This window comes from Rhodococcus sp. ACPA4 (assembly GCF_002300185.1).
Taxonomy (GTDB): Bacteria; Actinomycetota; Actinomycetes; order Mycobacteriales; family Mycobacteriaceae; genus Rhodococcus_F; species Rhodococcus_F globerula.
This window is the reverse complement of the sequence record NZ_NSDY01000002.1, coordinates 1,124,142-1,135,732: the sequence shown is the minus strand read 5'-3', so window position 1 is coordinate 1,135,732 and position 11,591 is coordinate 1,124,142. Positions and strand designations below refer to the sequence as shown.

Genomic DNA, 11,591 nt, shown 5'->3' with positions numbered 1-11,591 from the left:
GAAGAACACCGAGCAAAAGGCACATTCGCCTTGTCATGATTGTTACTGCGAAAGACTACAGAGAAGCCTTGTCGCGGGACTTGCTGCGTGAACGCTCACGAGCGCGCTCGGTTGCGTTGAGGTGCACCTTGCGGACGCGGACGTCCTCCGGGGTGACCTCGACGCACTCGTCGCCGGAGCAGAATTCCATGGCTGCTTCGAGTTCGAGCTTGATCGGCTTTGCGAGGGTCTCCATCACGTCTGCGGAAGACTGACGCATATTGGTTAGCTTCTTCTCGCGGGTGACGTTGATGTCGAGGTCTTCCTGACGCGGGTTGATGCCCACGACCATGCCCTCGTAGGTGTCTGCGCCGGGCTCGACGAAGAACGTTCCACGGTCAGCCAACTGGATCATGGCGAACGGGGTGACGGAGCCGGAGCGGTCCGAAACGAGCGAACCGGTGTGGCGCGCACGGATCTCGCCGGCCCACGGGCCGTAACCGTCGAACACGGCGTTGGCGATACCGGTTCCGCGGGTATCCGTGAGGAATTCCGTACGGAAACCGATGAGTCCACGCGAAGGAACGATGAACTCCATGCGAACCCAGCCCTGGCCGTGGTTCGACATCTGGACCATCTTGCCCTTGCGGTTTGCGAGGAGCTGCGTGATGGCGCCGAGGTACTCCTCCGGGCTGTCGATGGTCAGCTCTTCGAACGGCTCGTGGACCTTGCCGTCGACGACCTGGGTGACAACCTGCGGCTTACCGACGGTGAGCTCGAAGCCCTCGCGACGCATCTGCTCGACGAGGATGGCGAGAGCGAGCTCTCCACGACCCTGGACCTCCCACGCATCGGGGCGACCGATGTCGAGGACCTTGAGCGAGACGTTACCGACGAGCTCCTGGTCGAGGCGAGCCTTGACCATGCGCGAGGTCAGCTTGTGACCCTTGACGCGACCGACGAGCGGCGATGTGTTGGTGCCGATCGTGACCGAGATGGCCGGCTGATCGACGGTGATGCGGGGCAGCGGCACCGGGTTCTCGAGATCAGCGAGGGTGTCGCCGATCATGATGTCCGGGAAGCCTGCCACTGCGCAGATGTCGCCTGCGTAGGCAACCTCTGCCGGAACGCGCTCGACACCGATGGTGGTGAGCAGTTCGGTGATCTTGGTCTTGGTGATGACGGGCTCGCCGTCGACCTCGCGGCACCAGGACACTGTCTGGCCCTTGCGCAGCTCACCGTTGTGGATACGAACCAGCGCGAGGCGGCCGAGGAATGCGGACGCGTCGAGGTTGGTGACGTGAGCCTGCAGGGGTGCGTCGGACGTGCCCTTGGGGGCCGGGACGTACTCCATCAGAACCTGGAAAAGTGCGGTGAGGTCTTCAGCGTCGGGTGCCTGGCCGTTTTCGGGCTGCACGGTCGAGGCCTTGCCCTCACGGCCGGAGGCGTAGAGGACGGGGAGACCGAGCGCGAGCTCAGCGGCTTCGGCGGCTTCGTCGGACAGGTCCGATGCGAGGTCGAGGAGCAGATCCTGTGCCTCGGAGACAACCTCTTCGATGCGGGCGTCAGGGCGGTCGGTCTTGTTGACGACCAGGATGACGGGCAGCGACGCAGCAAGCGCCTTGCGCAGCACGAAGCGCGTCTGAGGAAGCGGGCCCTCGGAAGCGTCGACGAGCAGAACGACACCGTCGACCATGGACAGGCCGCGCTCGACCTCTCCACCGAAGTCGGCGTGGCCGGGGGTGTCGATGACGTTGATGACGGTGATCGAGCCGTCGTCGTTGCGCTTGTGTACGGAGGTGTTCTTCGCGAGAATCGTGATTCCCTTCTCGCGCTCGAGGTCTCCTGAGTCCATGACGCGATCGACCAGCTCGGCGCGCTCCTCGAAGGCGCCGGACTGACGAAGCATGGCGTCAACGAGGGTGGTCTTGCCGTGGTCGACGTGTGCGACGATGGCAACGTTACGGAAGCTGGTGGTGGTCACGCGATGGCTCTCCTGGCTGAGTAATTCGGCTAAGTAATCGGCCACGCGAAACTCGCATCGCACGGCTCTTCTGGTGGCCGCTGCACGAATGTGTGATCCGAGTACGTGCACGAATCGCCTCGAGAAGGCACCGCGGCCTAGTAAATACTACTCGCTCCGAAGACCTGCTCGCGCAAAGTGCGTCCTCTATCACGGCCACGACCTGCAGATAGTGATTTTCGCCACTACTGCAGCAGGTAAATCTTTTGCTGGCAATTCAGCGCTTTTAAGGTTACGCTAACCTTGTCTGCAGTGCGGTTCTCCGCCATCGCCGTTGAAGGAAAGACGCAGTGCCACATGGGAAAAGTTAAGCCAAGCAAAGTTTCGCAGCTCAAGCCCAAGAAGAAGTGCTGCCGCAAGAAGACTCGCTGCGTGAAGTGTCCGGTCGTGATCATGCGGATGCGGAAGCTCGAGAACAACGGCGCCTCCAAGAAGGAACTCAAGGTCGGCCTCAAGATGGCTCGGGCAGCCTGAGCCTGCGCAATTCGGTGAGCAGATCCGGTATCCACGCCTGATCGTTCACCACCATGTCGAACTTTTCCAGATCGTCGGCGTCCACCCACGCAAGCTGCGCATGATCCAGTGCCGCGGGCTCCCCGGCCAGGATGTCCACTCGATACGCTCGCAGAACTCGTCCGCGACCCAGTGCAACGTCGACGCCGATTCGACGCCCGCAGCGGACAACAACACCTAATTCTTCTGCCAGTTCCCTCTCGAGAGCGTGTTGCGGCGTCTCGAACGCCTCGACTTTGCCACCCGGAAGCTCCCACATCCCCGCCAACTCCGGCGGGCGGATGCGCTGCGCCAGCAACAACCGGCCATCACGGAAGATTGCACCGGCCACTATCTCGTACTCGTCGGCAGCCCCGCCAGCCCTTGCAGCCTCGTCGCTCATGACACCATGATGGAGTATGGCTTCCGTGATGTCCGATTCCGCGATCGACGCTGCTCTCGCGGAACTGCCCGACTGGCACAGATCCGATAATGCAATTACGCGGGTCGTCGAATCCGCGACATTTCCCGAAGCCGTCGCGCTGCTTCAGGACGTCGCCGCAGCTGCCGAAGCCGCCGATCATCATCCCGACATGGACGTCCGGTGGCGGAAAGTCACCTACACACTGTCTACACATTCGGCGGGCGGCATTACCGAACTCGACGTGAAGTTTGCTCGGAGAATCGATGCGCTCGTCGCAGATTCGGCAAAAAACTAACGCCTGAAACCACCTAAACCGACATAACAGTTGCATCAATATTCACATTGATCACTTCTGTCACAGGGTATGGTCTGCAAGCAATCATTTCGAGGCCAGTCATGTAATAGACTCCACCGGGATCCGTAGCTGCTCAGAAACTGAACGGCTGTACAACCCGGGGCTCTCTTACATAGAGTGACCCCTCGAGCCGTCAACGCGGTCGCTACGGCGCCTGCGCGGTCTGACTAAGGATGGGGAAACAGTGCTTCGAACCCGAGGTATGCGTAAGGCGTTCACCGCCGTCGCAATTGCCGCAGCAGCAGGACTGGCTTTGCCGGCACAGGCAATGGCCGATCCGGCTCCCGCCCCCACACCGGACAGTGTGCCGATCGAGTTCCTGGCATCGTTTGCTCCCGCCATCATCGGCGCAGCCGCAGGACCCGTCGACGCCCAGGGCGTCACCCAGGTTGCCGGCAATCCGCAGGCCGATCTGCTCGCACAGGCTCGCGCGATTCTCAATTCCGCCGGACTCCCGCCCGAGATCAAGGCGACGCTCGAGAAGGTCATCACCTTCCTCGACGGCAGCGGCGGCGGCGGACCGGCGATTCCGGACGAGAACGCACCCGTCATCGCACAGTTCCTGTACCCGACTCTGGGTAAGGGCTGCATCTCCGCGACGGCTGATTCCGTCGGCACCGCACTTGCCGTTCCCGGCCCGGCACACCTGCCGCCTCCGGGACCTGCCGCAGGTCAGGCCGGGTTTGTCTTCACCGCGCTTGGCACTGCTCCGGCCACCGATGACCAGCCCGTCCCGCTGACGGTCACCTGGATCAACATCGACAACGGTCGCAGCGCTACGCAGAATCTCACCACGGCCGCTCGCATCAACCCGGACGGCCCCGCCACCCTGTCGGCTATCGCCGACACCGGCCCGGGACGCGTGCTGTCCGTGATCAGCGGTTCGCTGACCACCCAGCCCGAAGGCGCAGATCGCATCACCTGCAGCTTCCTGCCGACCGTGGGTATGTTCGCAGTGGCTTGATCCACAAACGACGCAAAGAGGCTCGCCGAATTTTCGGCGGGCCTCTTTTGTGTGTGCAGTGCTCGTGATAGACCAAGGAATGGGACATTCCAGATCAATTCTGTCGATCCGCTCCGAAGGATCGATTCTTTCGATCGGTAGCACTCACTCGATCTTGTCGATCGGCAGCGCCTTCTCGATACTGTCGATCGGCAGCATCGGTTCGGCCGGGTCGATCCTGAGCTCTGGTTCCTTTGCCAGTCTCGGATCGGCGTTTTCCGCGCTGTCTCGGTGGTCACTGATGTCGTGGCGCGGAAATCACTCGTCGCCGGACGACCGGCCGAAACTGGTTGTGATTGCGCCCGAACCGGATTCGACGCTAGCTCACACTCAGACGTGATCGTCGGGTGCCGGCCGCGGCCAGGTCCGACCTTCGAGTTCTTCCACCGATTGGTTCAAGTGCCGCAGTAGGTCACCCAACGCCCGACGCGACTCCGGCGTCCAGTTTCGCACCACCTTTGCCACACCGGCAGTCGAATGTTCACGGTCCGCGCGCAGTTGTGCCAGACCGGACTCGGTGGGGCGGACCTTTCTCGCGAGTCCGCCGTCCGGGTCTTCGACGCGTTCGACCAAGCCTTGGCGACGGAGAGCGCCGATCTGCCGATTGATGGTCGAGATGTCCAATCCGAAGGCGCAAGACAGCTCTTTCAAGCTCATCGGTTGTTGTAGTTCCAGGCGCCCGAGTAGCAGGTATGCCGAGCGGTCCAGATGAAGTTCGGCGCGCTGTGCCAGGGCGTGATACCGCGACAACAGCGTCAACTCGTATTCGATGTCGACAAGGTCGCGGTCTGGGTCCGGCTTTTGTCCGTGCGCATTCGTCACGTTGTGCAGGATACACAGAATGTGTAGCGTGCACAGAATAGGTGGCAAGCGCTACCCACATACTTCGGGAGCCGAATGTCCGTTCACGCCCATCCGTCGAACACGGATACAGCCGTCGACGCGACAGTGTCCCCGCGCCCACGATTGATCCTCACTGTCCTCGGCCTGTGCGGGATCGTCGTCGCCCTGATGCAGACGCTGGTCGTCCCGATCATCCCTCAGCTACCGAGCCTGCTGAACGCGTCGCCGGCCGACACGTCGTGGGCCATCACCGCTACGCTTCTCGCCGCTGCTGTCATCACCCCGATCAGCGGCCGCCTCGGCGACATGTTCGGCAAGAAACGCATGATCCTGGTCAGTCTCGGCCTGGTGGTTCTCGGTTCCGTCATCTGCGCGCTGTCGTCGTCGCTCATCGTGCTGGTGATCGGGCGCGCGCTCCAAGGCGCCTCCGTTGGTGCCATCCCGCTGGGCATTGCCATCCTGCGTGACGTTCTGCCACCGAAGAAGGTGGGCGGCGCGATGGCCGTCATGAGCGCCACCCTGGGCGTCGGCGGCGCTGTCGGCCTGCCTATCGCCGCGCTCATCGCTCAGAGCGCCGATTGGCACTTCCTGTTTGTCGTGTCCGCGGCTCTGGGTTGCCTCTGTATGTTGTTGGTGTTCTTCGTCATTCCCGAGTCATCCGTCCGCAAACCGGGACGTTTCGACTTCGTCGGCGCCCTCGGCCTGGCCGCTGCCCTGATCGCCCTGCTCCTGCCGATCACCAAGGGCGGCACGTGGGGATGGACCGATCCCAAGACCCTGGGGCTACTGGCGTCGTCGGTCGTCATCTTCGTGGCGTGGGGCTTCTGGGAGCTCAGACGCAGTGCGCCGCTGGTGAATCTGCGAATCGCGGCACGTAAACAAGTGCTGTTCACCAACCTCGCATCCATTGCCATCGGCTTTTCGATGTACGGGAATTCGCTGTCGTTGCCACAACTTCTCATGGCTCCGAAGGACACCGGCTACGGATTCGGATTGTCGATGGTGACCACCGGCCTGGTACTCGCACCCGCCGGACTGGTGATGATGGCACTCTCCCCCGTTTCCGCCCGCATCTCGGATTGGAAGGGTCCGCGCATCACCTTGCTGACCGGATCGCTGGTCATCGGACTCGGTTACGTCGCCGCCCTCTTCGCGACGTCCGCGGTGTGGCAAGTCGCGCTGGCCGGAATGGTGATCGGAGCTGGTGTGGGACTGACATTCTCGGCGATGCCGGCCCTCATCATGAGCTCGGTTCCGATCACGGAATCGGCTGCCGCCAATGGTTTGAACTCACTGATGCGGTCGATCGGAACCTCGAGTTCCGCCGCCGTGGTGAGCGTTGTGCTTGCCGGTGCCACCATCATGGTCCACGACCGCGTCTACCCCACGCTCGATATGTTCAAAGCCACGTTCGTGATTTCGATTGTCGCGGCGGCCGTAGCGATGATCTTCGCGTGGTTGATTCCCAAACGGAAAGCGCCGCACAGGGAATCAACCACGTCGCGGCCGCAAGAATGACACGGCCGTAAGAACTGCGGGAGGTGCTACTTCTCCGAAGCGCCTTCGATGCTGCCGGCAATCTGCAGCTTCGACAGCAGGGTGTAGATGAAGTCGATGAGAAACTCCATGAAAATATTTCCTCTCGCAAATACGGGTCCCGACCCGTCAACGACGGTACCGCAACACAAGATCGGCCGAATCCGCACCTCTCGGACACGAGAACATGTTCTAATTTGACTCGGTCGTCTACCCGAGGAGTCACACATGGCATGGACACGCGCTGAACTCGATCAGGCCTTTACGGGTTTCCAGAACACCGTCGTCGAATGCACGCGCAGCGGCGATTGGAATCCGTTTGCCGACATGTTCACCGAGGACGTCGTCTACGTCGAGCATGCCTTCGGCACCCTCAACGGCCGTGAGGCAGTGCGTAAGTGGGTTACCCGCACGATGACCGAGTTCCCGGGAAAACGCATGACGGAGTTCCCCGCAAACTGGTACGTGATCGACGAGGAGCGCGGGTGGATCATCTGCGAAATCGACAATCCTATGGAAGACCCGGGCGACGGATCCACTCACGGCGCCGCGAACATCACGATCCTGCACTACGCCGGAGACGGATTGTTCTCCCGCGAGGAAGACGCATACAACCCGATGAATTTCCTGGCGATGACCAAAGCCTGGTGCTTGGCCGCCGAAGCCGCGGGCAACCTTCCCGAGGATGCCCGCGCCTGGTTGGCAAAATTCGGCGCTATGGTGCGATAGAGCCGATCGGAATGTTGGGCACGATCGAACCGGCCAATGACCACTGCCCGTAGTCGAGGGCAAGGATCGAATTCAGGTCGACGCCGATACCGTCGACCGTGCGCTTGTCGATCTCGAACTGATGCAGGTGCGCCCGAGGATGGACGTAGCCCTTCGGCGAGCCCCAATTATGTTGCCAGTACCAGGTTCCGACCCCCACGCCGATCATCGCGTCGAGCACGCCGGTGTTTCCGTAGATACCAAGATTCTGATTGCCGACCACCGACGCCCATCCCTCGAGATAGGGCCTGATGAGGTTGTTGATCTCGGCCGGCGACGGGTTGTCGTCGATGGACGCGTAGATCGGACGCCCCTCGGGTCCACCCGCTTGACGGTGCAATTCGAGGCCCCGTGTTGCATGCCTCTTGCCGCCTTCGCGGCCTTCACGCCAATCGGCCGTCGCACTTTTTCCGAACTGATAGCAGGACACGACCTGCAGTCCCGCTGCTGTCAGAGCGTTCACTTCACCCGCTTTGACTGGCTTCCCCACCATCCAGTTTGCGTCAGGGCGGCGGTCGGATACGTAGCGGATCGCGCCCGCGTAGCCGCCCGCCCGAATCGACTGCGCCGACGGGACCCCGGCGGAGTAGTCGAGCAGAGTTCCGAGCGAGCCGGCATTGGCCACCGTCGCCGTGCCACTGAGCGCGGCCAGTCCAGCGGCGGCAGAACCTGCGGCCGCGTACTTGAACAAACTTCTTCGTGAGACGTGCACACTGCTCCGATCATCGGCGTATCCCGCCCGATCTAGGCGGAAAGTCGAGTTTCTTTATTCACTCGATTGCACCACAGTCACAAGGCCACCGCCTTGCACTTGACCAACACCAGCCACACCACCGCCGTGACCAGCGACAACAAAAACGATGGCCCCCGAAACTTTCGTTTCGAGGGCCATCGTCATCGGCCGTAGCGGCCGGAAGTTATCAGCTGAGCGACGTGAAGAACGTCAGAGCACTGAACAGGTCAGATGCGTTGCTGAGGAAGTCGGTGATGAAAGAGAACTGGCCCGAGAGTTCAGCGCTGGTCATGTGTTAACTCCTGTCGAAGATGAAACATCAGTGGTCTAACAGGCCCTCTTGCTGACCTGCTGGGCTAAGACTAGAGGTCTTCCGTTACTTCCGCGACACCAAATGTGTCCGGGACGTTACATCTTCGGACCTAGGCGGCAAACGCATATTCACAGGTAACGCCCAGGAGGCGTGATCCGATCGAGATAATTCGCCCTATTTTTAACGATATCCGAACACGGTTTCCATTAGTGGTTATTACTTCGCAATCTCTCAATTCGGCCAAATGATGTTGGTAAGCCTAACTTAATTGTTCCTGTTTCAGCACTAGCGCCGCCCTGACCAGGAATGGGACGATTCCCCGCGAGGCCGATCGGCGCACGGACGCCATGCCGCGCAACTCTTCAGCCACGGCTGCGATTAACAGAACATTGATGCCTGTCGAGGCCGATCGAAACGAAGCCCGAAACAAACCCGACCTCCCAGAACGTGATGCTATTCACACCAAATGTCCGGGCCGTTGCAGACGCATCGGGCACAGTTGATGTCATGAGCCGCAACAAGAAGTCATGGAGTGAACTCTCACCGCGCCAACGACGCATTGTGATCGTGATGGGGTCGATCCAGTCGATTCTGGCAATCGCCGCCTGGGCCGATCTCGCGAAGCGCGATCGTGCGGCGGTCAACGGCAGTAAGGCCAAATGGGCAGCGATCATCGCGATCAACTTTTTCGGACCGATCACGTACTTCCGGCGCGGCAGGATTCAGTCGAAGTAGTCCCAGAACTGCAACCACTTCACGGAAGCGAACAGCCCGAGCGTCCCGGCATATATCGCCAGGACAGCGGCGGTGCCGAGGACGTTCGTGCGTAGTTTCGCTCCGTCGAACGGGTCGAGCCATCGACCGAACCGACGCGTCGCCGCCGGCATCAGGAACCACGTCATCGCCCCGACGCTGACGATCTGGCTCAGCCACATCGACAGCCAGGGCGGTGCGCCGATCCCGTCGAGCACCGGACCGAGAAATCGCGACAACGTCATCACTGTCGGGTAGAGGACCAGAAGAATGATCATCGCGGTCTTCCAGTTCGGAGTCGCCCGCGTCTGCCCGTTCTCGGTGCGCAAGATCGTGCCGAAAGGGGTGGAGCGCACGGATTCGGTGAAGTCTTCCGCCAACTCCTCGCGAAGCGCAGGCAACACCGCCGCCCGCTGCTCCGATCGCATCCACGCGGACAGTTGCGGTTCCGTCCGGAAGCGCAGAACCGATTGCCACCGCGTCGCATCGGCAGTCGAGCACAGCAGCAATGCACTCTCGTACCCCGAGAAACGCGAACTTTCCGCGATCAGGCGATGCTGGGTCCGCAGAAATTCGTCTTGCCGTCCGGCGACAACCGTGTGGTCGTACACGCCGATGCCGGGCGGCGGCACGGCATCGTCCACAAGGACAAGGTCCGAACTCTTGGCCCGGACCCCGCGCGCCACACCGTCCTCCACGACGCGTGCATGCTCAGGAGAGTCGAGCCAGCCATGCAGCTCGTCGACGCCGGAAAAGGTATGGGACACACCGTAATCGGAAAGCTCTGAACCGTCACTGACTGCGCTGCCGAGATAACCCCGAGCCGATTTTGCCGTTACGACGGCCTGAGCGGCCCACTCAGCGAACAGCTCGTCGCCACCGTTCTCGGGGCGGTGATAGGCCGTGACAACCGTCGCCGAACCGGACACGTCAGGTCGACACCCTGCGACCCTGGACGTACACGTGCGAGATCGCCGGCTCACGCATCGCCATCAACAATCCGAACAGAGTTTGATCACGCGCCAGAATCGGATCAGGCGACCGCGTGCCGAAGTTGATCAGACTGCCCAGCGCCGGCCACCCGGCCGGATCAACGACGAGGAAATCTGCTTCTTTACCGGCGTCGAGGTTTCCGATGCGGTTCTCCATGTCCAGCGCACGCGCTCCGGCCAGTGTTCCCGTGAACAGCAATTCGGCCGGGTGGAGCGAAAGCGCGCTGTCGCCCTCCTCCGAGATGTGCACTTTGAAAGCGTCGCCCAGAACCCGCGACAGGAGGAATTCGTCGCCGCCGCCGAAGTCCGAACCAATCGCGATGTTGACTCCCGCCGCCACCGTTCGCTTCCACGGCATCGTGCCGGAACCGAGGAACTGCTGCGACGTCGGGCAATGAGCAATCGACGTTCCGGTCTCCGCCATCCGAGCCAATTCGGAATCCTGGCAGTGGACGGAGTGCGCAAGAATTGCGCGGGGTCCGAGGAAAGACTTGCCACCGACTTCGGAGCCTGGCAGGAACTTGCCGTCGTACGTATCGAGGTACGACTGAACCTGGTAACGCTCGAGCGTCGTCGCCACTTCGCCTGTGCCCGGCCTGTTGTTCTCGTTGAGGTGACTGTGGAAGTACACGCCACGGCCTCGCACCGAGTCGTACAACTCCCCCAGATTCTTCAAGGTCTCCGTCGTTACGGCCAGAGAAAACCGCGGTACGACGGCAACGTGCAGGAGAGCAGTGTCAACGTCACCGGTGTCCGCACCGTGCCACCGATCGATCTCGTCGCGGGTCAGTGTGATCGCGTCGTCCTCGGACGTGATGAGCGCTGCTGCAGATTCGGGCCCCGTGGTTTGGATGCCACGGCCGCTGACGAGGCGAAGCCCGGTTCGCTGAGTTTCCGCGAACAACGCGTCCTGCGCATGCGGAAAAGCGGAACCGAAGACCATTGCCGCGGTAGTTCCGGTGGCTATCCGGCGAGCGCAGAACGCGGCAGCGGCGTGCGCGGCAAATTCCGGATCGGCCAATCGTGATTCCGAGGGGAACACGCAGAGATCGAGCCACTCGAGTAGTTGTCCACCGCCGTAGGCGTCACCGGCGTAGATCTGCGGAAAGTGAACGTGAGTGTCGATGAATCCGGGGAGCAGAAACCCTGGGCGATGATCGTGGACGTCGCCGCCGTGCAGATGCTGCGGCAACGCGTCGAATTCACCACAGAAAGCCACAACACCGGCGTCGTCGATCGCGAGCACACCGTCGGGGAGGGAGACGAGCGCGTCGGCCGCGCCCTCGACCGTCGGGCTACCGGAAATGTGGAAGATATGGCCCCGATGCAGCTGTATCACTCATTGAGCAAATCACAGTCGCGGCGATACCGCGCGTT

General features: G+C 61.7%; 13 protein-coding genes. 7 read left to right on the top strand and 6 right to left on the bottom strand.

Annotated features, from left to right (window positions below; translation table 11 throughout):
• Positions 1-55 precede the first annotated feature (55 nt).
• Entirely contained in the window at positions 56-1,963 is a 1,908-nt protein-coding gene (gene typA / locus CJ178_RS28640) for a translational GTPase TypA (protein WP_033234466.1), read from the bottom strand.
• A gap of 336 nt (positions 1,964-2,299) precedes the next feature.
• On the opposite strand from typA, the gene CJ178_RS32940 reads away from it, so the two are divergent.
• Positions 2,300-2,476 (top strand): hypothetical protein, encoded by a 177-nt coding sequence (locus CJ178_RS32940; RefSeq protein WP_092807195.1) that lies wholly within the window; start codon positions 2,300-2,302, stop codon positions 2,474-2,476.
• Here CJ178_RS32940 and CJ178_RS28630 read toward each other — a convergent pair.
• Positions 2,454-2,897, bottom strand: a complete 444-nt coding sequence (locus CJ178_RS28630) for a (deoxy)nucleoside triphosphate pyrophosphohydrolase (RefSeq protein WP_045069456.1) — start codon at positions 2,895-2,897, stop codon at positions 2,454-2,456. The genes CJ178_RS32940 and CJ178_RS28630 overlap by 23 nt on opposite strands.
• Before the next feature lie 16 nt (positions 2,898-2,913).
• On the opposite strand from CJ178_RS28630, the gene CJ178_RS28625 reads away from it, so the two are divergent.
• The 3 genes from CJ178_RS28625 to CJ178_RS28615 all read left to right on the top strand — a co-directional run bounded on the left by CJ178_RS28625 (position 2,914) and on the right by CJ178_RS28615 (position 4,616).
• The gene (locus CJ178_RS28625; protein ID WP_095888525.1) at positions 2,914-3,213 is read left to right on the top strand and encodes a 4a-hydroxytetrahydrobiopterin dehydratase; all 300 of its coding nucleotides are present in this window, start codon (positions 2,914-2,916) and stop codon (positions 3,211-3,213) included.
• 262 nt (positions 3,214-3,475) lie between these two features.
• Positions 3,476-4,237, top strand: a complete 762-nt coding sequence (locus CJ178_RS28620; protein ID WP_033234469.1) for an Rv1157c family protein — start codon at positions 3,476-3,478, stop codon at positions 4,235-4,237.
• Positions 4,238-4,316: 79 nt separating this feature from the next.
• The gene (locus tag CJ178_RS28615; protein ID WP_045069448.1) at positions 4,317-4,616 is read left to right on the top strand and encodes a hypothetical protein; all 300 of its coding nucleotides are present in this window, start codon (positions 4,317-4,319) and stop codon (positions 4,614-4,616) included.
• Here the strand turns inward: CJ178_RS28615 and CJ178_RS28610 are convergent.
• Positions 4,607-5,098 carry a MarR family winged helix-turn-helix transcriptional regulator gene (locus tag CJ178_RS28610; RefSeq protein ID WP_045069445.1) on the bottom strand — a complete coding sequence of 164 codons (492 nt, stop codon included), beginning with the start codon at positions 5,096-5,098 and terminating at the stop codon, positions 4,607-4,609. The two genes, CJ178_RS28615 and CJ178_RS28610, sit on opposite strands and share 10 nt — an antisense overlap.
• Positions 5,099-5,173: 75 nt before the next feature.
• Here CJ178_RS28610 and CJ178_RS28605 point away from each other — a divergent pair, with 75 nt between their 5' ends.
• Positions 5,174-6,637 (top strand): MFS transporter, encoded by a 1,464-nt coding sequence (locus CJ178_RS28605; RefSeq protein WP_095888524.1) that lies wholly within the window; start codon positions 5,174-5,176, stop codon positions 6,635-6,637.
• Positions 6,638-6,883: 246 nt separating this feature from the next.
• The gene (locus CJ178_RS28600; protein WP_095888523.1) at positions 6,884-7,384 is read left to right on the top strand and encodes a nuclear transport factor 2 family protein; all 501 of its coding nucleotides are present in this window, start codon (positions 6,884-6,886) and stop codon (positions 7,382-7,384) included.
• Here the strand turns inward: CJ178_RS28600 and CJ178_RS28595 are convergent.
• A complete protein-coding gene (locus CJ178_RS28595) occupies positions 7,371-8,135 on the bottom strand; it encodes a DUF1906 domain-containing protein (protein WP_033234472.1) in 765 nt (254 codons plus the stop codon). The two genes, CJ178_RS28600 and CJ178_RS28595, sit on opposite strands and share 14 nt — an antisense overlap.
• Before the next feature lie 841 nt (positions 8,136-8,976).
• On the opposite strand from CJ178_RS28595, the gene CJ178_RS28590 reads away from it, so the two are divergent.
• Positions 8,977-9,204 (top strand): PLDc N-terminal domain-containing protein, encoded by a 228-nt coding sequence (locus CJ178_RS28590; RefSeq protein ID WP_033234609.1) that lies wholly within the window; start codon positions 8,977-8,979, stop codon positions 9,202-9,204.
• On the opposite strand, the gene CJ178_RS28585 is transcribed toward CJ178_RS28590, so the two are convergent.
• Entirely contained in the window at positions 9,192-10,151 is a 960-nt protein-coding gene (locus CJ178_RS28585; protein ID WP_033234473.1) for an antibiotic biosynthesis monooxygenase, read from the bottom strand. The two genes, CJ178_RS28590 and CJ178_RS28585, sit on opposite strands and share 13 nt — an antisense overlap.
• Position 10,152: 1 nt before the next feature.
• Complete coding sequence (locus CJ178_RS28580) at positions 10,153-11,553, bottom strand: amidohydrolase family protein (protein ID WP_033234474.1); 1,401 nt, start codon at positions 11,551-11,553, stop codon at positions 10,153-10,155.
• Positions 11,554-11,591: the final 38 nt, after the last annotated feature.